Raw genomic sequence first — 24,813 nt, forward strand, 5'->3', positions numbered from 1 at the left:
TTTGCTGGTCGCGCCGGTGTTGGCGGCGACGATTGGTGGCGGTATCGCGATGTCCCAGCCGGCGAGTGCCGCGGCGCGGCCGGATGCGCACAGGTTCCTGAGTGCTGTGGTGCCGTGTGAGTCCGGTGGTAATCCGCGTGTGGTGAACTCGATTGGTGCTGGTGGGCTGTTCCAGTTCATGCCGGGCACGTGGCATGCGGTGGGTGGTAAGGGTCTGCCGCAGAACGCGAGTGTGGCTGAGCAGTGGAAGCGTGCGCATATTCTGTATGCGCAGCAGGGTTCGAGTCCGTGGGTGAGCTCGAAGCCGTGCTGGGGTCACAAGATCTGAGCTGATCGATCAATGCGCTGATCCCGTGTCGCGCGACCTTCGTAGGTTGGCTGTGGCTGGGTGAGGTGTGGATCAGGGTTGGGGCTACCGTCCCAGGCATGACGCCGGTGCGCCCGTGACGTCCACAAGACGTCCGGGCGTATCGGCGTTTCCGCGTCCACGCAGCCGACAGGCGCCGCCCGCTCCCGCTCGGGGAGTCCGAAGACCTGAGGATTCTGGTCGTTCTGGAGCCCGTCGCAGGATCCCGGGCCTCGGGCGTCCGCTGCCGCCACTGCGTCCGAGCAAGAAGTGAGGATTATGGCTGTTGCAGCGACCGAAATCCCCACTTCTTGCGGATTGTCAATGTCCCGGCTGCCGCTATTGGTGTGAATTGTTGGCGCTGTGTGGCGGCGCGGGATGCCCGGCGGGTCGCCGTGCGGCGGGTGGGTGTGGACTGCCCGGTCAATGTCGGTGGGCCCGGATCCGCTACTTCTCGGGATTTTGCTACGCGCTCTCTGGGTGACGAGGATCCTCGGATCTTGCTCGACGGCGACGGCGACGGCGACAGCGGCCAGCGGCCAGTGGTCAGTGGCCATCGGCATCGGCATCGGCGGTGGCGACAGCGGCGGCAGTGGCGGCAGCACGTGGTGCCCGGGTGCCCGAGACGGGTGGACGGGTGATCCGGGGCGAGGTAAAAGATCCGGGAAGCCTCATCCATTAGTTGCTATAAGCTAAACAATTGCCCCCGACGCCGCAAGGGGTGCAGAGCCGCCATCCGCCCCGGAGGTGATCCGTCCGATGGTCGAAGCCGAACTGACCAGGAACCGAAGGCTCGCCGTGCTCGGGATCTGTTCGATGAGCCTGCTCATCGTCGGGCTCGACAACACGATCGTGAACATCGCGCTGCCTTCGCTGCGGCGTGACTTCGACGCGTCCCCCGCCGGCCTGCAGTGGTCCATCGACAGCTACACCATCGTGCTGGCGAGCCTGCTCATGCTCGCCGGCTCGATGGGGGACCGGCTGGGCCGCCGCCGGATCTTCCAGACCGGTCTCGCGCTGTTCACCCTCGGCTCCCTGCTGTGCAGCATCGCGCCCAGCCTGCACTGGCTGGTGGCGTTCCGGATGGTGCAGGCCGTCGGCGGCTCGATGCTCAACCCGGTGGCGATGTCGATCATCACGAACACGTTCACCGACCCACGCGAGCGGGCGCGGGCCATCGGCGTCTGGGGGGCGGTGATCGGTATCAGTATGGCGCTCGGCCCGGTACTGGGCGGTGTCCTGGTCGAGTGGGTCGGCTGGCGTTCGATCTTCTGGATCAACATCCCGATCGGCCTGATCGCCCTGACCCTGGCCCAGCTGTACGTGCCGGAGTCACGCGCGGCGCGGCCACGGCGCCTGGACGCGGTCGGCCAGGTACTCGTGATCTTCATTCTCGCCGCGCTGACGTATTCACTCATCGCCGCGCCCGAGGCCGGCTGGACGTCCGCCAGGACCCTCGGCCTGCTCGCCGGCGCCGGCGTCGCGGTGGCGCTGCTGGTGCGCTACGAGTCCCGCCGCGAGGAACCGCTGCTGGACGTCCGCCTGTTCCGCGTCGCGTCGTTCTCGGGGGCGACGCTGACCGCGGTGTGCGCGTTGGGGGCGCTCGGCGGCTCGCTGCTGCTCAACACCATCTACCTGCAGGACGTCCGCGGCTACGAACCGCTGCATGCGGGCCTGGTGACGCTGCCGATGGCGGCGGGCATCATCATCGGCGCGCCGCTGTCGGGGCGGGCGGTCGCGCGGTTCGGTCCCAGGCCCTCGCTGCTCGCGGCGGGGGTCGGCCTCACGCTGGGCAGCCTCGCGATGGTCGGCTTCGACGCCGGCAGCTCGACCGGGCAGCTGCTGATCGCCTACGTGGTGTTCGGGGCGGGCTTCGGGCTGGTGAACGCGCCGATCACGAACACCGCGGTCTCCGGCATGCCGGTCGAGCAGGCTGGAGTGGCCGCGGCGGTCGCCTCGACGAGCCGCCAGGTAGGCCAGTCGCTGGGCGTCGCACTGGTCGGGTCCGTCGCGGCGGTCACCGTCACGGCGGCGGCAGGTGGGGCTGGGGGCGGGGGCGTGTCGACGACCATGATCGATGCGATGAGCCCGGCCGGCCGGTGGGTCGTCGTCGCCGCCAGCGCGGCCACCCTGCTCCTGGGCCTGACGACCGCGCCTCGTCGCCGGCGCGTCGCCGGCGCGGTGGCGTCAGCAGTGTCAGCAGGGGCAGCAGGGTCAGCAGGGTCAGTGGGGTCAGCAGGGTCAGTGGGGTCCGCGGTGCCAGTGGCGTCACCCGGTGTTGCGAAGGCCGGCGGCGATGCCGTTGATGGTCAGCAGCAGGCCGCGGCGCAGGCGGGGATCCGCGTCGTCGCCGGCGGCCCGGGTGCGGGCCAGCAGTGATACCTGCAGGGCGTGCAGCGGGGCGAGATAGGCGTCCCGGACCTGCAGGGTGTGCCGCAGCACCGGTGCGGTTTCCAGCAGCTCCGACTGGCCGGTGACGCTCAGGACCTCGCGTACCGTGCGGTCGTACTCGGCCCGGATGACGTCGAGCAGGCCTGCCTGCGCGGGGTCCACCAGGGTGGACACGTAGCGGCGCGCGATCGTGAGGTCCGCCTTGGCCAGCGTCATCTGGACGTTGCCGAGGAAGGTGCGGAAGAAGTGCCAGGAGCGGTACATCTCGGCCAGCTCGTCGCCGGCTCCGGCCGCGCGCGCAGCGGCCAGACCGGAGCCGACCCCGAACCAGCCGGGCAGCAGGATCCGTGACTGCGTCCAGCCGAACACCCAGGGGATGGCCCGCAGGTCGGCGAGCCCCCCGGTGCCACCGGGCCGCCGCGCCGGCCGGGAACCGATATTGAGGTTCCCCAGCTCGTCGACGGGCGTCGCGGCGAGGAAGAACGGCACCAGCGCCGGATCGGCCACCAGCGACCGGTAGGCGCCCTGCGCCGCGTCCGAGACGGCGGCCATCGTGTCGTCCCAGCCGGCGAGGACCTGATCGGGCTGCCGCGAGGTCCGGTGCAGCACCGAGGCCTCGACCACCGCGGCCAGGGCGATCTCCAGGTTCTGTCGGGCGAGGCTGGGCAGGATGTACTTGTCCGAGATCACCTCGCCCTGCTCGGTGACCTTGATCGGCCCGTCCAGGGTGCCGTACGGCTGGGCGAGGATCGCCTCCCCGGAGGGGCCACCGCCACGGCCGACCGAGCCGCCCCGGCCGTGGAACAGCCGCAGGACGACGCCGTGGGCCCGCGCGGTGTCCCGCAGCTCGCGCTGCGCCTTGTGGATCTCCCACTGGGACGCGGTGATGCCGGCGTCCTTGGACGAGTCCGAGTAGCCGAGCATGACCTCCTGCACGTCACCACGCGCCGCGACCAGCGAGCGGTAGGACGGATCGGCGAGCAGCCGCTCGAGCAGGCTGCCCGCCGCCCGCAGCTCGGTGACGGTCTCGAACAGCGGGACGAATCCGATGCGCGCCCACGCCCCGCCCGTGCCCGCCCCGGTGCCCGTGCCCGCCCCGGTGCCCGTGCCCGCCGCGGTGCCCGTGCCCGCCGCGGTGCCCGTGCCGGCCGCGGTGCCCGAGCCGGTTTCCGCTCCCGCGGAGCGGCCCGTGCCGACGAGCCCCGCCTCCCGTGCGAGGACGACGACCGCGAGGATGTCGTCGACGCCTCTGGTCATCGACACGATGTAGCTCTCGATGACACCGTCGCCGTACAGGTCCAGCGCCCGGCGCACCGTGGTGAGCAGCTCGAAGGTCCGCGCGGCGCGTTCCGGCAGCGGCGGCGGGACCGCGCCGAGCAGCGGTCGGCGCCCCGCCAGCTCCGCCACCAGCAGCGCGAGCCGGGCCGGTCGGTCCAGGCTGGCGTAGGGGACGTCGAGCTCGCCGAGCTGGTCGTAGATCGCGCCGAGGGTCGCGTGATGGGCGTCGGCGTGCTCACGGATGTCGAGTGTCGCCAACGACAGCCCGGCGGCGTTCGCGGTCCGGATCGCGCGCAGCAGCGGCCCGTTCGCCACCAGCTCACCGTGGCTGGCGGCGAGGGAGGCCCGCATGAGCTCCAGCTCGTCCACCAGCTCGGTGATCCGCAGGTAGTCCTTGCCCGGCACATGCGGGGAGCCGGCGGCGAGCCTGGCCCGGGTGGCGGCCAGCCGGGCCAGGATGTAGCTGCATTTGAGCCGGTAGGGCTCCTCGGCGTTGAGCCGGATGAACCGGTCGTACACCTCGGGCAGCGCCGCCCGGTCCGCTGCCAGCGCGGCCCGCAGCCCGGCACCGATCTCCCCGACGACCCGGGTGGACGCGGTCAGCTCACGGACCAGCCGGTCGAGCGCCGCGGTGAGCACCCTGATGCCGAACTCGTGCTGAAGGTTCAGTACCTCAAGGGTGACCGCCGGGGTGACGTTCGGGTTGCCGTCCCGGTCGCCGCCCGCCCACGAGCCGAACGTCAGCGGGCGGGCGGTGACCGGCAGTTCCACGCCGATCCGGGCCAGCGCCCGGTCCAGGTCCTCCAGCAGGTCCGGAAGGACCTCGGTGATGATCGACCCCAGGTAGTACGTGGCGGACCGGGCCTCATCCGCCGGCTTGGGCCGCTCGACCCGCAGCTCGTCGGTCTGCCACAGGACGTCCACCATCTCGGCGAGCCGCCGGGCCAGCCGCTCGTCGCCGGCGCCGGGGCGGCGCGGATCATCGGAGGCGTCGAGCAGATCCGCGATGCCGCGCAGGGTGTCCAGCACGGAGCGTCGGCTGGCCTCGGTGGGATGCGCTGTGAACACCGGCCGGAGCTCAAGGCGCCGCATCACCTCGGCGGGCAGACCCGGGTCCAGGCTGCCGTCGGCCACGGCGTCGGCGATCTGCTCGGTGAGCGCCTGCAGCCGCCCGCTCGACCGGTCGGAGATCTCCCGTGAGCGGTGCAGCTGCTCGGTGATGTTGGCCAGCTGGAAGTAGGCGCTGAACGCCCGGGCCAGCGGAATCGCCCTGGATGCGTCGACCTCGTCGAGCACCGCGGCGAGCTCGGCGCCGGCGTCCTCACCGCGGGCCAGCAGCCGGACCCGTTCGACCAGGTCAAGTAGCTCGGCGCCCTCGTGGCGGGTGAGCGCCTCACCGAGCAGCGTTCCCAGCCGGCGCACGTCGGCACGCACTGCCGCGTGGCGTGCGTCGGAGGAGACACCGCCGGAGAAACCACCCGGGTCCTGCGCCCGGCTCCGCGACGACGGCGACGAGGCCGGCGCCGTCGGCGCCGCCGGCGGCGGTGACGTCGGCGTTGGTGGCGGTGACGTCGGTTGTGACTTCGGTGGTGGTTGCGACTTTGGTCCCGCCTGCGCGCCGGCCGCGGGGCCGTCTGGTTCCGATGCGGGCGACGACGGGCCGGGGCGACTGGTCAAAGGACGTCTCTCAGAGGATCAGCAACAGGACCGGGGTGAGGAACACCCCCACCGCGGTGAGGTAGGCCGCGCCGGGCAGCCAGATCGGGACCGTCGGGGGGTCGAGCAGCCGGGAGATCCGGGCGACAACAGGTGTGTGCACGGGACTGCGCCGCTGGGCGCCGGGGCTTTCGCCGAGAAAGGTGGTCATCGTGGCGACGAGGCGGCCGGCCCCGCCGACGCCCAGCGCCGCCAGCGACTCGGGAGCGTTGCCCGGCGGCATGCCGGTCACCCCCAGCGTTCCGGCGGGCACCGCGGCACGGGTCACCCCGAGCCGGGCCAGTGCCCGCGCCAGCGTGCGCCCACTGGTCCGCTGCGCGGCGGCGTCATCCGCGAGCATCTCGACCAGCAGCGACACCGCGGCGGTGGCCTCGCGGGCGGGGCGCAGGAACGGGAAGGTGCGCTCCCAGGCCATGAAGGGCTGGATCACCAGGTCATGCCGGCCGGCGACGTGCGCCTCCTCGTGCGCGAGGACAGCGTCAAGCTCCTCCGGCGTCAGCGTCCGCAACAGCCCCTCGGAGACCACGACCCGCGCGTGCCGGCCGCCGGGAACGCAGTAGGCGACGGCGACCGGATGGTCGAGAATGCGCAGCCAGGCGGCGCTGCGGGCCCGGTGCAGGCACAGGGTGCACCCCTCGCCGGGAAGCTCGGCACCGCCCCCTTCAGGCCCATCGGCCCTGCCAGGCCGCCCTCCGGCCCCGCGGGGGCGCCCATCGGCACTGCCAGGTCGCCTTCTGGACCTGCCGGGTCGGCCGGGTTGGCGTGGCCCGCGTTCGGGACGCCTGCGGGCGTCCCTGATCCCGCGGACTGGCCGTGGCCGGAGCTGCGGCCGTGGCCGTGGCCGTGGATGTGATCGTGGTTGTGGTCGCGGTGCCGGTGACCGGCTAGATCGACGAGGTGCCGGTGCCGATGACGTTCACGCAGCGTCGCCGCCGTCGACACGGCCAACACGCCGAACAGCCGGGCGGCCAGCGCGGCCGCGATCGCGAGACCGATGAGATTCATCCGGCCGAGCCCGACGAGTGGCTCGCCGGCCAGGAGATTGGCCGCGTGGTCGGCCATCGCGGCGGGGATGCCCTGCGACAACGGGGCCACAGTGAACGCCGCCGCGGCGAGCAGTGCGGACACCCCACCGGCCAGGCCGATCGCCTGCCACAGCACGATCGCGGCGCGCGGACAGCGGTGCGGCCAACGGGCGGCGGCCAGCAGGCGTGGGGCCGGCCATGCCAGCGCGCACGCGAACAGGGCGAGAAGGGCCGCGGTCGTCATGTCCAGCCTGACGCTACCGCTCTGCACCCGGACTGACTACGATTGCGCGCCGACCGCGAGCCCCATCTGACCGAATGCGCTGGTCATCGCAGTTTTGGGCCGCTGGCGGGTGACTTCGGTGACGTCCGGTAGTCCCCTGACAGTGGTCATGGCCAAAGGTCCCGTGCGGCGAAATGACCAGTGCGGGAGCGCGGGCGTGCGGGCCCGGGCCGGTCGTCGTGCGGTCACGACTGGTGGCCCGTGCCCGGGTCGTACCGCGTCAGGGCCGTTCCCGGCTGCCAGGGCCGTTCCCGGCTGGCTGTAGCTCCTGCCCCTGCTGCCGAGCAAGATCTGAGGATCGTGGTCGTCCGAACGACCAAAATCCTCAACTCTTCGCCTGCGGCCCGGCGGTCGCGGGGCGAGGGAGTGGGGAAGCGCCTGTGTCAGGCGCGCTGCTCGTGTCAGGCGCTCGAGGTCTCCGCGTCGAGGTCGACGTCGGTGCCGGCCTCGGCTCGCGCCGGGCCGCCGTCGGATCCGGCCGCCGCGGCCTTGGTGGACGCGTGTGCCTGCTCGCCGCTGCCGCCCGCGGCGCCGGGTGTGGTCTCGGCATCCGCCCCGGGCGTGCCGGCGGGGCCGGTCGGCTCCAGCGCGCGGCGCAGGATCTCGGCCTCCTCCGCGGAGACCGAGCCGACGAAGCGGACGAGCGCGGAGCCCCGGTCGTCGGCGGTGCCCAGAGCTTCCAGCATCGCCTCGGCGACCACCGTCTCCCGGCTGTCGGCCGCCGCGTAGCGGTGGGCGCGCGCGGCGCGCTGGCGGCGCACGAAGCCCTTGCGCTCCAGACGCTCCAGCACTGTCAGCACGGTGGTGTAGGCGAGGTCGCGTTCGTGGTGCAGGCGGGCCGCGACATCACGTGCGGTCAGCCAGCCATCCGCGGACCACAGGACGTCCATGACCGACCGTTCCAGGTCACCCAGGCGAGCCATAGACCGATCCTACGCCGCGTAGAACTTCCTGCCTGCAAGTTCGGCCAGGTCGCTCGATCTCACAACAAAAAATCTTCTACCGAACGTAGAATCTTCTACATCTCGTAGAATTTTCTACGGGACGTAGAAGTACGCGACGGGCTCGCTGCTACCCACGGTGTAGGAGGCCCCGATGGTCCAAGCCGCCGCAGTTCTCACCGATGTCGCGGTGTTCTCCCACGTCGAGACGCTCTCGCTGGCTGCGGATGTGACCCGCGCGAGCGCACTGTCCACCGACCTGGCGCGCGCGCAGACCGCGATCTCGCTGGCGTTCCACATCTGTTTCGCGGTGTTCGGCGTCGGGATGCCGTGGCTCCTGTTGTTCGTCGAAGGCCGCTGGGTCCGCACCCGTGACCCGGTCTGGCTGGCGCTCACCCGCAAGTGGTCCAAGGCGTTCGCGGTGCTGTTCGCCGTCGGCGCAGTCTCCGGGACGGCACTGTCCTTCGAGTTCGGTCTGCTGTGGCCGGCCTTCATGGCCCGGTACGGCGGTGTGCTCGGACTGTCGTTCACCCTGGAGGGCTTCGCGTTCTTCACCGAAGCGATCTTCATCGGCATGTACCTGTACGGCTGGAAGCGCCTCTCGCCGCGCGCCCACTGGATGACGCTGTGGCCGATCGCCATCGCCGGGACGATGTCGACTCTCTTCATCATCACGGCCAACGCCTGGATGAACACCCCCGGTCACATCACAGAGGTCGATGGCAAGGTCGTTTCGGCAGAGCCGTTCGCCCCGTTCCTGGCCGCGACCGCGCCGCATCAGCTCGTCCACATGCTGCTGGCTGCGCTGATGTGTACCGGCGGCATCGTCGCCGGGGTGTATGCCGTCGGCCTGCTGCGCGGCCGGCGCGACGCGTATCACCAGCGCGGACTGCGCGTCGGTCTGACCGTCCTGCTCGTCTGTGCCCCCCTGCAGCTGGTCGTCGGCGACATCGCGGCCCGGGTGGTCGGCGAGAAGCAGCCGATCAAGCTCGCCGCGATGGAGGGGATCGGCCACACCCAGACACACGCCCCATTGACCATCGGCGGGATCTACGACGAGGAGACCGGCGAGGTCCGGCACGGGATCGAGATCCCCAACCTGCTGTCGTTGATGGAGGGCTTCAGCGCCGATCACGAGATCACGGGCCTGTCGGCGGTGCCCCCGGAGGAACGGCCGGACGCGCGCCAGGTGCACCTGGCCTTCAACGTGATGGTCGGGCTCGGCTGTGCCCTGATCGCCTTCGCCGGCGCCACCGGCATCGCGGTCTGGCGCCGGCGCCGGCGCGGGGAACGGCCGCTGCTGCCCACCGGCAGACCGTGGCTGTGGGCGGCGGTCGCCTCGGGCCCGGCCTCCGTGGCGGCGATGATGGCCGGCTGGGAGGTGACCGAGGGCGGCCGTCAGCCCTGGATCGTCTACGGCCGGATGCGGGTGGACGAGGCTGTGACGACCACCGAGGGAATGCCGGTGATCTTCACCGGGACGGTCCTGCTCTACCTGGGCCTCGCGGTCGCGCTGGTGCTCATCCTGCGCCGGATGGCGACCGGCGGGCCGGTGCTCGGCGGCGCCATCGCCGAGACCACCACCACACCGGACATTCCGGATGCACGGCCCGCGCCGGCGGGCCAGCCCGCGCCGGCGCCGGAAGCCTCTGCCAGGCCGGACGCCTCAGCGTTGCCGGAACAGTCCGCGTTGCCGGGCGGCTCCGCGAGGTCGGAAGCCTCCGGATTCGACGCCCTGACAACCGAGCCGCCCGGCCGTCCCGGCGCGGGCCGTCCCGGCGCGGGCCGTGCCGGGCAGGAGGGGGACGCCCGATGACCGCCGCGGACCTGCTCGCCATCGTGATGGTGCTCGGGCTCACCGCCTATGCCCTTACCGGCGGCGCCGACTTCGGAGGAGGGGTCTGGGACCTGTTCGCCCGCGGCCGTGATGCCGCGGACCAGCGCCGGCTCGTCTCCGCGGCGCTCGGCCCGATCTGGGAGGCGAACCACGTCTGGCTCATCTTCGTCGTGGTGATGATGTTCAGCGGTTTCCCGGCGGCGTTCGGTGTCGTCGGTTCGACCCTGGAGATCCCGCTGATCTGTGCGCTCGCCGGCATCGTGCTGCGCGGCGCGGCCTACGTGTACCGGGCGTACGGCTCAGGCGCCGCCGGGCCGGATCACTGGTGGGGTCACGTGTTCGCGGTCTCGTCGGCGATCACGCCGGTCGCCCTCGGGGTGGCTGGCGCCGCGCTCGCCACCGGTGACGTCGCCGAAGGCGCACCGCTCACCCCGGTGAAGAGCGCCTTCGGGATCCTCTGCGGTGTCTTCGCGCTCGCGGTGACCGCCTTCCTGGCGGCGGTGTACCTGTGCCGCGACGCGGCCGCCAGCGCCGAGACGGCGCATCTGGTCCCGGGCTTCCGGCGGCGCGCGCTCGGCGGTGCGGTCGTGTCCGGGCTGCTTGCCGCCGCGCTGTTGCCTCTGCTGTGGTCCGAGGCGCCGGTGGTCGCGGATCGGTTCGTCGACCGTTCGATCCCGTTCGTCGTGATCTCCGCGATCGGTGGGGTGTCCTCGCTGGTGGCGCTGTGGCGGCACAGGTTCACGACGGCGCGTGTGACGGCGGGTCTCGCGGTCGCCGGCGTGCTGTGGGGCTGGGCCGCCGCGCAGTACCCGGATCTCGTGATGGGCCAGGCGACGGTCGACTCGGCCGCCGCCCCCTCGGCCAACATCGTGGCGATGCTGATCGCGGTCTGCTGCGGGCTCGTCATCCTGGTGCCTTCACTGTGGATGCTGTTCCGCCTGTTCTCCAGCCCGGAGGTGTCCAGCCCCGAGGCCAGGTCCTGACGAGGGACCGGCCCGGGAAGCGGCCCTGCGTCGGCACGCTGCCGGCGCAGGGCCGCGCTGCGTCGGGGCCGCGCTGCGTCGGGGCCGCGCTGCGTCGGGGCCGCGCTGCGTCGGGGCCGCGCTGCGTCAGGGGTGCGTACAGCGCCGCCGGGGCTGGGACTGTTTTTGCTGTCGAGCAAGAGTCGAGGATCTTGGCGCAGAGCCCGTGGCGGAATCCCGAGCTTCGGAAAGTCGTTGCCGGCAGGCAAGAGTTGAGGATCGTGGTCGTCGGGACGACCAAAATCCCATGATCTTCAAGCGGTGACCTCGGGTCGCACCTTGGGTAACCGTTGCGACCGGGCAAGAGTTGAGGATCGTGGTCGTTGGGACGACCGAAATCCCATGATCTTCGAGCGGTGACGATCTCGGCCGCGCCCGCCGGACCAGGGCAGGTGCGGACGGTGGTGGCGGCTCCCGGAGCGGGAGTCGTTTCGGCGGCGCGACTACCTTCGTCAGGTGATGAGGGCCAGCTCCGGTAGCAGTCGAGCGGACGGTTCCGCCGTGCCCACAGGAGCCGCGCCGCCTCCGACGGCGATGACGACGACGAGCCTGCCGGCTCCGGCGTCGGCTCCGGCGTCGGAGCCGGCGCCGGCCCACCAGGGCAGTGCGGAGTCGCTCGGCCACCGGCTGCTGCGCAACGAGGTCCTCCTCGTTCTGGGCGTCTCGTTCGCATCCTCCGGCCTGTTCGCGCTGATCCGTTATGTCGGTGTGCTCACCGCGGAGAAGTCGGTGCGTTCACAGGTCGCGAGCCTGAACTCGTCGGCGGCGCCGGGTCGGCCCTGGCTTGATCTCGCGTTGCAGCTCGCGTCGATCGCCTCCGCGTTGGTGCCGGTGTTCCTCGTGTGCCATCTGCTTGGCCGGCACGGCGGCGGCGCCGCGGCCATCGGGCTCGATCGGCGTCGACCGTGGGGGGACGGCCTGCGCGGGGCGGCGCTGGCGGCGGTGGTGGGAGGGGTGGGGCTCGCCTTCTACCTGGCGGCGTGGCACAGCGGCGCGAACCTCACGGTCTCCCCGTCGAGCCTGCCGGACGTCTGGTGGCGGGTGCCGGTGCTGATCGCCTCCGCGGCCGAGAACGGGCTGGCCGAGGAGGTCGTGGTGGCCGGCTATCTGCTCGTCCGCCTGCGCGAGCTGGGCTGGCGCTCGAACTCCGCCCTGCTGGCGAGCGCGCTGCTGCGCGGCTCTTACCACCTCTACCAGGGGCTGGGCGGGTTCGCGGGCAATGTCGCGATGGGGCTGCTGTTCGGGCGGATCTTCCAGCGCACCGGTCGGGTGCTACCCCTGGTGATTGCACACACACTCATCGACAGTGTTGCCTTCGTCGGATACGTGATTCTTGCCGGAAAGGTCTCGTGGATCCCCGTTCCGAGGTAGCGTTCCGCGCTAAGGTAAACAAAAGACAAACAAAAGTTGTCTAGATCGCAACGTGCCTGCGGCTGCGTTGTGTGTTGTGCCTTGCCGGGTCCCTTCCGTGTCCAGGGGGCTGCCTGGCGGCAGATGCCCGGTGCCGATGCGTCCGGTGTCCAACTGATCGTCCCGGCGAGGGCGACTCACGACGGGGAGGGAGCCGGCATGGGCTCGGTTCGGGAGATCGAACGCAAGTATTCGGTGGATCCGGGCTTCATGCTGCCCAAGCTGGCCCAGGTGCCCGGCGTCTCGACGGCGCGGACCCGCCGTGCGGTGACGCTGGAGGCCATCTACCACGACACCGAGGACCTGCGGCTGGCCCGCAACCGCATCACGCTGCGCCGGCGCACCGGCGGGCCCGATGCCGGCTGGCACCTGAAGCTTCCCGTCGCCCCCGGGGCGCGGGACGAGATCCAGCGCCCGCTCGGCGGTGACGGCGCCCCGGTGCCCGCCGACCTCGTTGATCTCGTCACGGCGTACCTGCGCGGAGCCGCGCTGCGTCCGGTCGCCCGCCTGGTGACGTTGCGGACGGCCCGGCGCCTGCGGGACGACGCGGGTGCGGATCTGGCCGAGGTTGTCGACGATCAGGTGTCCGCCACCATCCTGGGCTCGGCCGCGGGTGCGCAGAAGTGGCGCGAGATCGAGGTCGAGCTCGGTGCGGGCGATCCCGCCCTGCTGGACGAGGTGGAGCGGGTGCTGCTGGCCGCCGGGGCCGGCCGCTCGGCTTCCGCCTCGAAGCTGGCTCAGGTGCTCGGCCCGGCACTCGCCGAGGCGCCAGGCCCGGATGTGCCCGCCGCCGCGGCCAAGCTGCGCCGCCGCACCCCGGCTGGCACCGTGATCCGTGCGTATCTCATCGCCCAGGTCGAGACGCTGCTCGCCACCGACCCGCGGGTGCGGCTGGACGCCCCGGACGCCGTGCACCGGATGCGGGTCGCCTGCCGCCGGACCCGCAGCACGCTGCGGACGTTTGCGCCCTTCTTCCCCGCCGAGCTCGTCGCGCACCTGGACGGCGAGCTGCGCGACCTGGCCGGGGCGCTGTCCGGCGCACGTGACGCGGAGGTGCAGATCGCCTACTTCACCGAGCGGCTCGCCGAGCTGCCCGCCGAGCTGGTCCGTGGCGACGCGGCCGCGGTCGTCTCCGGCCATCTCGCCGCCGACCAGAACGCGGCGCGGGAGGAGGCGCTCGCGATGTTGCGCAGTGCCCGCTATCTGCAGCTTCTCGAGGATCTGATCGCGCTCGTCAACGCGCCGCTGACCGGGTCCGCCCGTAAGCCCGCCGAGAAGATCCTGCCGGGTCTGCTGCATGACGCCGACCGCCGGCTGACCCGCAAGGTGGCCCGCGCCGGTGACCTGCCGATCGGCCTTGAGCGCGACGAGCTGCTGCACTCGGCGCGCAAGCAGGCCAAGCGGCTGCGCTACGCGGCCGAGGCGGTCGGCCCGGTCTACGGCTCGTCCGCGGCGGCGTTCGCGCGGCTCGCCGAGTCGATGCAGGAACTGCTCGGAACACATCAGGACGCGACGATCGCCCGCGGCCTGCTGCGAGGCTGGGGGGTGCGTGCCCAGGAGGCCGGCGACCCGTCCGCCTTCACGCTGGGCGTGCTGCTCGGGCTGGAGGAGCACCGGGCCCGCACGGCCGAACGGGACTTCTTCGATCTGTGGCCGGCGGCCTCCGCCCGCCGCCACCGCCGCTGGTTCCGCTGACGCCCGTGCGACGTTCGCCCGTTCGGTGCTCGTCCGTGCGGTGCTCACCCGTGCGGCGTTCGTCTGTTCGGCGTTCGTCTGTGTGACGTTCGGCCCTCTGACGTTCGCCCGCGCCACGGCCGCTCCTGTGACGTCCGCGTCCCGGTAGGTTCTGGTCCGCGGTAGTTCGTGAGGGCCAGCTCGCGTGTGACTTTCGTCTCGTGGCGGCGCATCACGGGCGTGTGGCCGGCCACCTTGACGGGCGGACGTGGCGCGGGTCGGGCAGCATCGGGCCTGGAGACGTCTGGCGGGCGCGCGGCAGACGTCGGCAGGCGCCAGATGGTGTCGGTGGGCGTCCGGCGAGCGGTGGCTAGGTCCCCGCGTTCCGGCGGCCCGGAGCCACCGGAGCCTGGTCACGCCAGCGCGCAGTCCGGTGGGCGCCCCAGGGTCAGGCGCCGACGTTCACGAGGAGATGCCGAATGACCGCTCATGAATCGCTGCCGACCGTCCGACTCGGCAGGACTGACATGTCCGTCACCCGGGTCGGGTTCGGCGCATGGGCCATCGGCGGGTCGGGCTGGGCGTTCGGGTGGGGGGCCCAGGACGACGCCGAGGCCGTCGAGGCGATCCGCGCCGCGGTGCGGTCCGGGGTGAACTGGATCGACACCGCCGCGGTCTACGGGCTCGGCCACTCCGAGGAGCTGGTCGCCCGCGCGCTGGCCGACATCCCCGCCGACGAGCGGCCCTACATCTTCACCAAATGCGGTCTGGTCTGGGACGAGAGCGACTTCTCCCGGCCGCCGGAGCGGGTCGGTGCGCCCTCGTCGATCCGCGCGGAGGTCGAGGCCTCGCTGCGGCGGCTGCGGACCGAGCGTATCGACCTCTACCAGCTGCACTGGCCGCCGCAGGACGGTACGTCGATCGCCGATGCGGTTGGCACTCTGCATGAGCTCCGCGCGGCCGGCAAGGTCCGCGCGGTGGGTGTGTCGAACCTCTCGGTGGGCCAGCTGGAGGAGGCGGCCACCGTGGGCGGTGTCGACGTCCTGCAGCCGCCGTTCTCGATGATCAACCGGCTGGCCGCGACGGATCTCCTGCCCTACTGTGCGATGCGGGACATCGGAGTGATCGTCTACAGCCCGATGCAGTCGGGGCTGCTCAGTGGCCGCTGGTCGCTGGAGCGCTCGCAGTCGCTCCCGGAGGATGACTGGCGCCATCGGTCCCCGGAGTTCGTGCGGCCCGCGCTTGATCGGAACCTGGCCCTGGTGGACGCGCTGCGCCCCATCGCGGACCGGAACGGGACGACGGTGGCCGCGGTGGCTGTGGCCTGGACGTTGTCCTTCGATGGGGTGACCGCCGCGATTGTCGGGGCCCGGCGTCCGGACCAGATCGAAGCCTGGCTGCCGGCCGGTGGCGAGGTGGTTCTCAGCGGCGGCGACCTGGATGAGATCGCCACCGCGATCGAGCGTCATGGCGCCGGAGAAGGCCCCGCGCGCCAGAGCCCCGCGTTGCCCGGCAGCGCACTCGTGTGAGTTGGGAGTCCTTACTTCGGCGCTCGGTGAAGGGCTGCGAAGGCCTGCGAAGAGCTGTTCCGGTAGCTGCTCGACTTCGATCGAGTGCGCTGTGACACACCGCCACGGTGAAGTGGATGTTCGTAATGCCGAGCCGTGAAGTGGACTTCTTCTGCCGGAGGACTCCCGTCCGGGGCCGCGTACGTGTAGCGTCAGGCGTGGCCGGGGTTCGTCAGTTCGTGTCTCAACCGAGACACAGCGGAACAACGCGGCGGCGAATCCTATCGCCGAAGCGTTCCGGCCCGGGGCCCGCGCGGTGCGGGTCCTGACTGCACCAGCAGGGAGAACGGCACGTGGCTCAGGGCACGGTGAAATGGTTCAACTCGGAGAAGGGCTTCGGCTTCATCTCCGTGGACGGCGGCGGGTCTGACGTCTTCGTCCACTACAGCGCAATCGTGATGGACGGCTACAAGGCACTCGAGGAGGGCCAGCGGGTCGAGTTCCAGGTGACCCAGGGCCAGAAGGGCCCGCAGGCCGACGCCGTCCGCGTCGTCTGAGCCACGAGTAGCAGTAGAACCAAGGTCGGTCAGCCCGCTCGTCGGATCACTCCGGTGAGCGGGCTGACCGCTTTTTGGTGATGTCAGGGCGATGGCGTCGCTCTTGCCGGTGGCGTTCTGATCTGTCCGGGTGGCCCGCCTTGGGGCTTCCGCCGGCTGCGGCGGTCGTTCACCAGAAGGCGTACCGACCCGGTGTGATCCAGGTGCAGGATCCGTCCTGATGTAGTTGCGGGATCTGGCGTCATCTCGTTGCCGGAATCGGTATGCCGTGGCGGGCAGACGAATAACGGATGTCATTCGTTCCCAGCTGGGTCGATCGATTCGCGGAGTAGTCGGCAAGCATCTCGCTGATTGGTCGGAACCGAAAAAGATGATGTCGGGAATACTTCCTGACGCAAATATCGCGTTCCGAGGTGCGGCCCGGTGCTGCTCCATGCTGGGTTGATGTCACGTTCCGTGACAGCCCCGTGTCCGGTGGTGCGTCGCGCCGACCGGGTGGTGGGAGCGCTGAAGCGTCGATCCTTCATGATTCATAGGATGTTCACAGGATCATGATTGGACCGGGCGCGTGCGCAATTCGCATCGCGCCAATCGCGTGCAGTGACGTTCAGTGCTGATCGCTACCGCCGGCGGACCGGTGGCCCGGACCGGTAGCCCCGCGCCGGCGGGGCCGACCGACCTCAGCGGGCAGCGAGCAGTTCGGCGATCTGCAGCGTGTTGAGCGCGGCGCCCTTGCGTAGATTGTCCCCGCATACGAAAAGTGCGACCTCATGCGGATCATCCGGCGACTGACGGATACGCCCGACCCAGGTCGGGTCCGTGCCCACCACATCCGCCGGGGTGGGGAACTGGCCGGCGGCCGGATCGTCCAGGACGGCCACGCCCGGAGCCGACGTCAGGACCTCCCGCGCCTGCTCACCGGTGACCGGCTGGGTGAAGCGGGCGTGCACCGCCACGGCGTGCGTGGTCACGACGGGAACCCGCACACAGGTCGCCGACACCCGCAGCCCCGGCATGCCGAGGATCTTCCGCGACTCGTTGCGGATCTTCAGCTCCTCGGAGGACCAGCCGCCGTCCTTCAGCGACCCGGCCCAGGGCACCACGTTGAGCGCGAGCGGCGCCGGGAACGGGCCGAGGCCGTCCTCACCCACGGCCTTGCGCACGTCACCGGCCGCCTGCCCCAGCTCCCGGGTGCCGCCGACCAGCTGGAGCTGGTCGTACAGCGTGTCGATGCCGGACTGCCCGGCCCCGCTCGCGGCCTGGTAGGAGGTGGCGAAGAGGGACTCGAGGCCGAAGGCCCTGTGCAGCGCGCCGACGGCCACGATCATCGACAGGGTCGTGCAGTTCGGGTTCGAGATGATGCCGCGCGGGCGGTCCGCGACCGCGGCTGCGTTGACCTCCGGCACGACGAGGGGGACGTCCGCGTCCATCCGGAACGCGCCGGAGTTGTCGACGGCGACGGCTCCCCGCGCCGCGGCGACGGGAGCCCACTGTGCGGACACCTCGTCCGGCACGTCGAAGACGGCGATGTCCACGCCGTCGAACACCTCCGGTGCCAACACCTGGACCGGCACGTCCTGGCCGCGTACCCGAAGCGTGCGCCCGGCCGAGCGGGCCGAGGCGACCAGCCGGATCTCACCCCAGACGTCCGGGCGCTCGGACAGCAGGCCGAGCATCACGCTGCCCACCGCCCCGGTCGCACCCACCACGGCCAGCGTGGGGCGCTGGGGGATGTCGCTCATTGCCTGCCTCCGCTTGTCCGTCCACTGCTGCTGCTGTCACCGCTGCCGTCGCTGCCGCCGCGGCGGCAGCTGCTGCCGCGAGGAGCGCTCATCGACCCGTTCCCGCGTACACGACGGCGCTCTCGTCCGGGTCGCCCAGCTCGAAGGCGCTGTGCACGGCGCGCACGGCGACGGGCAGGTCCGTGTCCCGCACGACCACCGAGATCCTGATCTCGGACGTCGAGATGATCTCGACGTTGACCCCGGCGTCGGCGAGGGAGCCGAAGAAACGAGCGGACACCCCCGGATGCGACTTCATCCCGGCGCCGATCAGCGACAGCTTGCCGATGTGGTCGTCGTAGAGGGTGCGCTCGAAGCCGATCTGGTTGTGCACCTTCTCCAGCGCCTCCAGCGCGGTCTTCCCGTCCGTCTTCGGCAGGGTGAACGAGATGTCCGTCCGGCCGGAGCCGGCGACCGAGCCGACCTGCACGATCATGTCAAGGTTGACGTCGGCGTCGGCGACCGCGCGGAACACCGCCGCGGCCACGCCCGGCTTGTCCGGGCAGCCCACGACGGTCACCTTCGCCTCGCTCAGGTCGTGCGCGACGCCGCGGATGATGGCCTGTTCCACGAGCTGTGCCTCCGGAGTCTCGGTGACCCACGTGCCCGGCTTCGACGAGAACGAGGAGCGGACGTGCACGGGGACGCTGTATCGGCGGGCGTACTCGACGCACCGCAGCATGAGCACCTTCGCCCCGCACGCCGCCATCTCCAGCATCTCCTCGTAGGAGATCCGCTCGATGCGGCGGGCATCGGGCACGATGCGCGGATCGGCGGTGAAGACGCCGTCCACGTCGGTGTAGATCTCGCAGGCGTCGGCGTTCAGCGCGGCGGCGAGCGCCACCGCGGTCGTGTCGGAGCCGCCGCGGCCCAGCGTGGTGATGTCCTTGGTGTCCTGACTGACGCCCTGGAAGCCGGCGACGATCGCGATCGCGCCCTCGTCCAGCGCGGTGCGGATACGGCCCGGGGTCACGTCGATGATCCGGGCCTTGCCGTGCACCGAGTCGGTGATCACCCCGGCCTGGGAGCCGGTGAAGGAACGCGCCTCCGCGCCGAGCTTGGTGATCGCCATCGCCAGCAGCGCCATCGAGATCCGCTCACCGGCGGTGAGCAGCATGTCCAGTTCCCGGGCGGGCGGGACGGGGCTGACCTGCTCGGCGAGGTCGAGCAGATCGTCGGTGGTGTCACCCATCGCGCTGACCACGACCACCACGTCGTTACCGGCTCGGCGGGTCTCCACGATCCGCTCGGCGACCCGTTTGATGCGATCCGCGTCCGCGACCGAGGAACCGCCGAACTTCGCGACCAGGAGCGCCATGCGTGCCAGATTACCGAGGTCGGGGGCACTTCCGCCCGGTCGCGCTCCGTGACCTGGGCGGCTTGGACGTCCCGGGTGGCATCGGTGTCATCCGACCGACGGCCTGCCGGCTGTGTTCGTACTCCTGTGCAAGGGTGGCTTCGGAAGCGACCATGTTGGACCGATGGTCCTCGCTGCGGAGGATCGTCGCCGTTAGAAGCATTCCTCAGGAAGGACATTCGTCATGGCGATCAGCCTTGCCAAGGGCGGCAACGTCAGCCTCACGAAGCAGGCCGCCGAGGCGGGAACCGGAGCGCTGACCGCGCTCACCGTCGGCCTCGGGTGGGACGCCCGGACGACGACCGGCACCGACTTCGACCTGGACGCATCCGCTATCGGTGTCAAGAGCGACGGCAAGGTGCTGTCCGACGGTCACTTCGTCTTCTTCAACAACATGAAGAGCCCGGAGGGCGCCATCTCGCTCTCCGGTGACAACCTGACCGGCGCCGGCGAGGGCGACGATGAGTCGATCAACATCGCCCTCGGCTTGGTCCCGCTGGAGATCGACAAGATCGTCGTGCCGGTGTCGATCTACGACGCGGTGAACCGGGCGCAGAACTTCGGCCAGGTGCGCAACGCCTACATCCGCGTGGTGGACCAGACCGGCACCGAGCTGGTCCGCTACGACCTCTCCGAGGACTACTCCACCGAGACCGTGGTGATCTTCGGTGAGGTGTACCGCAACGGCGCCGACTGGAAGTTCCGCGCGGTGGGCCAGGGGCACAACGACCTCAGCGGCCTCGCCCGCGACCACGGCGTGAACGTCTGACCGACGTCTCGCCAGGAGCTGACCGGCGAGGCCGGGCCTGACCGCGAGGCCGGGCCTCGCAGGTAGGGCCGGGCCGATCCGTGGCCGCGGGCGATCCGTGGGAGCGGCTGGGCCGGGCGACGGAGGTTGATGCGCGGTGTTGGCCTGGCAGGTGACCAGCCCGGGGCCCATGGCCTCGGGCCCGTTGCGGGCCGTGGAGCTTCCGGTGCCCGAACCGGGGCCCGGCCAGGTCCGGCTGAAAGTCGCCGCCTGCGGTGTCTGCCGGACGGATCTGCATCTCGCCGAGGGCGACCTCACTCCACGCCGCCCAGGCACGGTTCCGGGCCACGAGGTCGTCGGCTACGTCGACGCACTCGGGCCCGGGATCGAGCCCACCGGCGCACCGGAGACCCTCGCCGACGGGCCCACCTCCGCCACCTCCGCGGCTCCTGCCACCTCCGCCGCTTCCGCCACTTCCGCCGCGATCCAGCTCGGTGACCGGCTCGGCATCGCCTGGCTCGGCGGTACCGACCAGACGTGTGCCTACTGTCGACGCGGGGCCGAGAACCTCTGCCCGGCGTCGATCTACACCGGCTGGGACGTCAACGGCGGCTATGCCCAGTACGCCGTCGTGAACGCCGCCTACGCCTACCACCTGCCGGCCGGCTACAGCGACGGCGAGCTGGCTCCGCTGCTGTGCGCGGGCATCGTCGGCTACCGGGCACTGTCACGTGCGGAACTACCGCCTGACGGGCGGCTGGGCATCTACGGGTTCGGTGCGTCCGCGCATCTCGCCGCCCAGGTTGCCATCGCCCAGGGCGCCCGCGTGCACGTCATGACGAGGTCCGAGCGGGCCCGTCAGCTTGCGCTCGACCTCGGCGCCGCCTCGGTGACCGGCGCCTACGACGCTCCCCCCGAGCCGCTCGACGCGGCTGTCCTGTTCGCGCCGGTAGGTGATCTCGTGCCGGTCGCGCTGGAGGCGCTGGACCGCGGGGGCACCCTGTCGGTCGCGGGAATCCACCTCACGGACATCCCGCGGCTGAACTACCAGCGGCATCTGTTCCAGGAACGGTCCGTGCGCAGCACGACCGCGAACACCCGGGCGGACGGCCACGAGTTCCTGGCCGTGGCCTCCCGCCACCACCTCGAGGTGACCGTAACCCCCTACCCGCTGGCCTCGGCCGCTCAGGCGCTCACCGATCTGGCCGGCGACCGGGTCGACGGCGCGGCAGTGCTCTTTCCCGACGCCGATGTGACCCCCGACGCTGGTTGAGAGTTTCCGTCGCCCGCATGAGTGGCGGCGGTATACGGGGTGCCGGATTGTGATGCTTGCGTCGCTACGGTCGGATTGCGGCCCGCCGGCGTTCTGATGGCTCCCGAGTGGAGTATCTGGCGTGTTACGGGTTGTTTCCGGCTGTGGCTCCTATGATCGGTTGTGTGCGCGTACGGCTACTGGGCCCGGTGGACGTCGTGGACGCGGCCGGGACGACGATCACCATCGGCAGCCCGACGCAGCGGCTGCTGCTGGCCGTGCTGGGCTCCCGGGTGGGCGATGCGGTGCCACAGGCCCGCCTGGTTGACGCGGTGTGGGGTGAGTGCCCTCCGCCGACCGCGGAGGCGACGCTGCGGTCCTACGTCTCGCGGCTGCGGCGGGTGCTCGGCGACGCCGTGGCGACCTGTCCCGGCGGCTGGTCTCTGCGGCTGGCGCCTGAGCAGGTCGACATCGTGGTCTTCGAACGGCTGCTGAGGCTTTCCCACGAGGTGCCCGAGGCCGCCGAGCAGCTCGTCCTGCTGGAGGACGCGCTCGCGCTCTGGCGCGGTCCGGCCTTCGGAGAACTGACCGACAATCCGACACTGCGGCCGGCGGCGGTCCGCCTGGCCGAGGCCCGGGCCGCCGCGCGGGAGTCGCGGGCGGCCCTGCTGCCGCGGCGCCCGGTGCTGTCGGCACCCTCCGGCTTCTCGGCCCCGTCCCCCTTTTCTGCGCCGTCCGCCTTCCCTGCACCCTCCGCGCGCTCGGCACCTTCCTCCGTCTCGGCGAAGGGCTCACCGACGCTGCTGGGCCGATCCCGGCACGGCCGCCCGCCCGCCGCCGCTCTGCTGGGGCGCGCCGCCGACCTGGCCGCGGTGAGCGACCTGATCGGCTCGGCCAGGATCGTCACGCTCTTCGGACCGGGCGGCGTCGGCAAGACACGGCTCGCGCTGCACCTCGCGGACAGCATCGCCGGCCAGTTCACGCACGGCGTCCGGCTGGTCGAGCTGGCCGGTGTGCGTGACCCGGCGGCGGTCGCCGCCACCGTCGCCGACGAGTTCGGCGTGGGCTGCTTCGGTGGATCCGGTGGATCCGGTGGATCGGTCGGGTCCGGTGCGGGCGGGATGGACGGCGAGGCCATGGCGGTCCTGGCAGGCGCCACCGGCCTGGAGGCATTGCTGATCCTCGACGGCTGTGAGCACGTCGGCGGGCCCGCCGCGGCCGTCGCGTCAGCTCTTGTCTCCGGTGGGCCCGGGGTACGGGTGCTCGCGACCAGCCGTGAGCCGCTCGGCCTGGATGGCGAGCACTGCTGGCCGGTGCGTCCGTTGCGGGTCGACGGGCCGGACGCCCCCGCTCTCGCGCTGTTCCGGGCGCGGGCCACGCCCGACGGTCCCGCGTCTGCGCCAGCCGAGCTTGCACCGGCCGAGCCTGTGCCAGCCGGCGCGGCGTCAGCCGGCGCGGCGTCAGCCGGGGTGGTGGCGGACAGTGCGGCGGCGGGCGACGCGGCGGTCGAGCGCATCGTCCGCAGGCTCGACGGGCTGCCCCTCGGAATCGAGATGGCGGCGGCGCGAAGCGGCGCGATGCCACTGGCCGAGCTCGCCGACAGCCTGGATGAGCATCTCGACTTTCGCCGGGGCACGCGTCGGGCAAGCACGGCGCGCCACGGCACCCTCACCGACGTGGTGGCGTGGTCGGTGTCGATGCTGGACCGCCCGCACCGGGCGATGCTACGGATCATGGGTGCCTTTGCCGGCCCGGTCGTCGCCATGGACGTCGCCGCCCTGGCGGGGCTGCCGCAGGCAACCGGCCCGGACATGCTCGACGCGCTGGTCGCGCGTTCGCTGGTGGTCGCGGATCCGGCCCACAGCCCGACCCGATATTCGTTACTGGAGACCATCCGCGACTACGCGCGGCGGGAGCTCGGGGCGGCCGACGACACGCTGTCCGCGGCGCACGCGCGGTACGTCCTCGGCCAGCTGCGCGTCGCGGACGGGCTGCTCCGTACCCCGCGTGAGGCCCAGGGGCAACGCCGGTTGGCCGACCTGCTCATCGAGTCGAGGGCGGCGCGGGCCTGGGCGCTGGCGAACGATCCGCCGCTCGCGGTCGAGATCGCCGCGGCGGTGCACGTCTACGCGATGAGCCGGCTGCGGATCGAGCCGTTGTCCGCCGCGGTCGAGCTCATCCGGGCGTTCGGCCTGCACCCGCCGGCCGGGGTGGAGCCCCACCGGTTGGCGGATCTGGTCTCGGACCTGTCGGTGGCCCTGCCGCCCGGGGTGTCCGCCGGTGCGCTGTCGATCGCCCTGGCGACCGCGGCGGCCTGGTACGTCAGCGCCGGTGACCTGGAGATGGCCGGAGCCTGCGCGCAACGCGGCCGCCTGGTCGCCGGTGACGCGCCCGAGCGCAGGTTCTCGCTCGAGCTGCTCGGCGACCTCGCGTTCTACCGCGGTCGGATCGGCGAGGCCGTCGACCACGGCTGGGAGCTGGTCGCCGCGGCCAGGTCCTGCGGCGACCGGCATGCCGAGGTGGCTGGGCTGCGCAACGTCATGCTCGCCCATGCCCACGCGGGCAACCTGGAAGCCGGGCGGGTCGTGCGGACCCAGACGCCGCCGGGACCGCTGGCCCCGTCCGACATCGGCTGGCTGGCCTACGGCGAGGCCGAGCTCGTCGTCGGCCGCGACCCGGACCGGTGCCTGCTGCTCCTGGACCGCGCGGTCAGCCTCGCCGACTCGGTCGACAACTGTTACCTGGGCGGCGTGGCGCGGTTCTCGGCGCTGTCGGTCCGGGCCCGGCGGAGCCACCCCCGCCCCCGACCGTGACCTCGCCCCCGACGCCCCCGACGCCCCCGACGCGGCTGACGCGGTTCACTCCGTCTGGCTGGAGGCGGAATCAGCCGCGCCTCAGCGTGGGCGGGCGGCCAGCAGCCGCAGGGCGACCGTGCCCGCGACGGTCAGGCAGGCGGCCGTCGCGACCTCCCGGGGCAACCGGTGCCGGGCCTCGTTCTGGATGGCCTCGTGGAACCGGTCGAAGCGGGCCGGCCAGGGGCTGGTCCCGACGAAGTAGCGGCCGATCTTGTCGGTGTCGGGTAGGCAGGCACCGATCATTCCGGCCAGCACCCCGACGCGCCGGTCCGCGGGGGCGGCGGCGGTGAGCAGGGCCATCGCGGCGAGGCCCGCCACGCCGTCCTTGCGCGCGATCGGCAGCCACTCGGCTTCGGTGTTGGGCCCGGTGCCCCAGTGCGGCATCGCGTCCATGGCCAGATGCGACAGAAAGCCCAGCGCCAGAGCCGGCCCCGGCCTCGACGCGGCCATGCCGACGAACGCCCCGGCACCGACATGGGAACTGATGATCATTGAGCCTTCTCCGTCGTCGACGCGGACCTGCGGCATCCCTGACCATGCACCTTGAGATGGAAAAGCCTCATTGCGGGCAGCTCCTCCTCGGTGGATCGAGAGACGGTTACCGGCCTGGATTCCCCGGCATGGTTCCACCTTGTCCGCAGGTCGACGCGATGCCGCACCGGGGTCCGGTGTTCCGCGGGGCCACAGTCCCGGCCGGCATCCATTTGTGTGGTGTTGTCATTGAATTGTGGTGACAGCAAGGTGTCGACGAGAAAGGTGTGCCCGAGGGACTCCGGACAGTCCGCATGCCGCGTACCATCTGCATGCATAGTGCAGTGTTTCGGTGTCGGAG

At 71.6% G+C, this 24,813-nt stretch carries 18 protein-coding genes; 11 read left to right on the plus strand and 7 right to left on the minus strand.

From position 1 onward, the window contains the following. Position 1: 1 nt before the first annotated feature. Together FREUN1FDRAFT_RS14270 and FREUN1FDRAFT_RS14275 are read left to right on the plus strand one after the other, a co-directional pair. Positions 2–328 (plus strand): transglycosylase family protein, encoded by a 327-nt coding sequence (locus FREUN1FDRAFT_RS14270; protein ID WP_050795867.1) that lies wholly within the window; start codon positions 2–4, stop codon positions 326–328. 777 nt (positions 329–1,105) lie between these two features. Further along, a complete protein-coding gene (locus tag FREUN1FDRAFT_RS14275) occupies positions 1,106–2,725 on the plus strand; it encodes a DHA2 family efflux MFS transporter permease subunit (RefSeq protein ID WP_006540788.1) in 1,620 nt (539 codons plus the stop codon). Here FREUN1FDRAFT_RS14275 and FREUN1FDRAFT_RS14280 read toward each other — a convergent pair. The 4 genes from FREUN1FDRAFT_RS14280 to FREUN1FDRAFT_RS14295 form a co-directional block, all read right to left on the minus strand. Further along, the gene (locus FREUN1FDRAFT_RS14280; RefSeq protein WP_006540789.1) at positions 2,615–5,449 is read right to left on the minus strand and encodes a phosphoenolpyruvate carboxylase; all 2,835 of its coding nucleotides are present in this window, start codon (positions 5,447–5,449) and stop codon (positions 2,615–2,617) included. The genes FREUN1FDRAFT_RS14275 and FREUN1FDRAFT_RS14280 overlap by 111 nt on opposite strands. 253 nt (positions 5,450–5,702) lie before the next feature. Continuing rightward, positions 5,703–6,257, minus strand: coding sequence for a M56 family metallopeptidase (locus FREUN1FDRAFT_RS48000; RefSeq protein ID WP_006540790.1), 555 nt, complete (start codon positions 6,255–6,257; stop codon positions 5,703–5,705). Continuing rightward, complete coding sequence (locus FREUN1FDRAFT_RS48005; protein WP_006540791.1) at positions 6,227–7,000, minus strand: hypothetical protein; 774 nt, start codon at positions 6,998–7,000, stop codon at positions 6,227–6,229. The genes FREUN1FDRAFT_RS48000 and FREUN1FDRAFT_RS48005 overlap by 31 nt, the downstream gene beginning before the upstream one ends. Before the next feature lie 440 nt (positions 7,001–7,440). Then, positions 7,441–7,962 carry a BlaI/MecI/CopY family transcriptional regulator gene (locus FREUN1FDRAFT_RS14295; RefSeq protein WP_006540792.1) on the minus strand — a complete coding sequence of 174 codons (522 nt, stop codon included), beginning with the start codon at positions 7,960–7,962 and terminating at the stop codon, positions 7,441–7,443. Between the two features lie 172 nt (positions 7,963–8,134). On the opposite strand from FREUN1FDRAFT_RS14295, the gene FREUN1FDRAFT_RS14300 reads away from it, so the two are divergent. The 6 genes from FREUN1FDRAFT_RS14300 (at position 8,135) to FREUN1FDRAFT_RS14325 (ending at position 15,988) form a co-directional block, all read left to right on the plus strand. Beyond that, positions 8,135–9,796, plus strand: a complete 1,662-nt coding sequence (locus FREUN1FDRAFT_RS14300) for a cytochrome ubiquinol oxidase subunit I (protein WP_006540793.1) — start codon at positions 8,135–8,137, stop codon at positions 9,794–9,796. Then, entirely contained in the window at positions 9,793–10,800 is a 1,008-nt protein-coding gene (locus FREUN1FDRAFT_RS14305; protein ID WP_006540794.1) for a cytochrome d ubiquinol oxidase subunit II, read from the plus strand. Before FREUN1FDRAFT_RS14300 ends, FREUN1FDRAFT_RS14305 begins: the two co-directional genes overlap by 4 nt. A gap of 573 nt (positions 10,801–11,373) precedes the next feature. Further along, positions 11,374–12,210, plus strand: coding sequence for a CPBP family intramembrane glutamic endopeptidase (locus FREUN1FDRAFT_RS14310; RefSeq protein WP_006540795.1), 837 nt, complete (start codon positions 11,374–11,376; stop codon positions 12,208–12,210). A 198-nt stretch (positions 12,211–12,408) separates the two neighbouring features. Then, entirely contained in the window at positions 12,409–13,944 is a 1,536-nt protein-coding gene (locus FREUN1FDRAFT_RS14315; RefSeq protein ID WP_006540796.1) for a CYTH and CHAD domain-containing protein, read from the plus strand. Between the two features lie 458 nt (positions 13,945–14,402). Further along, a complete protein-coding gene (locus FREUN1FDRAFT_RS14320; protein ID WP_006540797.1) occupies positions 14,403–15,452 on the plus strand; it encodes an aldo/keto reductase in 1,050 nt (349 codons plus the stop codon). A gap of 332 nt (positions 15,453–15,784) precedes the next feature. Next, positions 15,785–15,988 (plus strand): cold-shock protein, encoded by a 204-nt coding sequence (locus tag FREUN1FDRAFT_RS14325; RefSeq protein WP_006540798.1) that lies wholly within the window; start codon positions 15,785–15,787, stop codon positions 15,986–15,988. Positions 15,989–16,668: 680 nt separating this feature from the next. Here the strand turns inward: FREUN1FDRAFT_RS14325 and FREUN1FDRAFT_RS14330 are convergent. Further along, positions 16,669–17,730 (minus strand): aspartate-semialdehyde dehydrogenase, encoded by a 1,062-nt coding sequence (locus tag FREUN1FDRAFT_RS14330; protein WP_006540799.1) that lies wholly within the window; start codon positions 17,728–17,730, stop codon positions 16,669–16,671. An 88-nt stretch (positions 17,731–17,818) separates the two neighbouring features. Then, positions 17,819–19,087 carry an aspartate kinase gene (locus FREUN1FDRAFT_RS14335; protein WP_006540800.1) on the minus strand — a complete coding sequence of 423 codons (1,269 nt, stop codon included), beginning with the start codon at positions 19,085–19,087 and terminating at the stop codon, positions 17,819–17,821. A 223-nt stretch (positions 19,088–19,310) separates the two neighbouring features. Here FREUN1FDRAFT_RS14335 and FREUN1FDRAFT_RS14340 point away from each other — a divergent pair, with 223 nt between their 5' ends. The 3 genes from FREUN1FDRAFT_RS14340 (at position 19,311) to FREUN1FDRAFT_RS14350 (ending at position 23,939) form a co-directional block, all read left to right on the plus strand. Continuing rightward, positions 19,311–19,895, plus strand: a complete 585-nt coding sequence (locus FREUN1FDRAFT_RS14340) for a TerD family protein (RefSeq protein WP_006540801.1) — start codon at positions 19,311–19,313, stop codon at positions 19,893–19,895. A 136-nt stretch (positions 19,896–20,031) separates the two neighbouring features. After that, positions 20,032–21,147 carry a zinc-binding alcohol dehydrogenase family protein gene (locus tag FREUN1FDRAFT_RS14345; protein ID WP_006540802.1) on the plus strand — a complete coding sequence of 372 codons (1,116 nt, stop codon included), beginning with the start codon at positions 20,032–20,034 and terminating at the stop codon, positions 21,145–21,147. Between the two features lie 164 nt (positions 21,148–21,311). Further along, positions 21,312–23,939: a BTAD domain-containing putative transcriptional regulator gene (locus FREUN1FDRAFT_RS14350; RefSeq protein ID WP_232295193.1), complete on the plus strand. Its 2,628-nt coding sequence runs from the start codon at positions 21,312–21,314 to the stop codon at positions 23,937–23,939. Positions 23,940–24,020: 81 nt separating this feature from the next. Here FREUN1FDRAFT_RS14350 and FREUN1FDRAFT_RS14355 read toward each other — a convergent pair whose 3' ends face one another. Then, positions 24,021–24,473, minus strand: coding sequence for a hypothetical protein (locus FREUN1FDRAFT_RS14355; protein WP_006540804.1), 453 nt, complete (start codon positions 24,471–24,473; stop codon positions 24,021–24,023). Positions 24,474–24,813 lie beyond the last annotated feature (340 nt).

Origin of the sequence: Parafrankia sp. EUN1f, from assembly GCF_000177675.1 — a bacterium.
Lineage (GTDB): Bacteria > Actinomycetota > Actinomycetes > Frankiales > Frankiaceae > Parafrankia.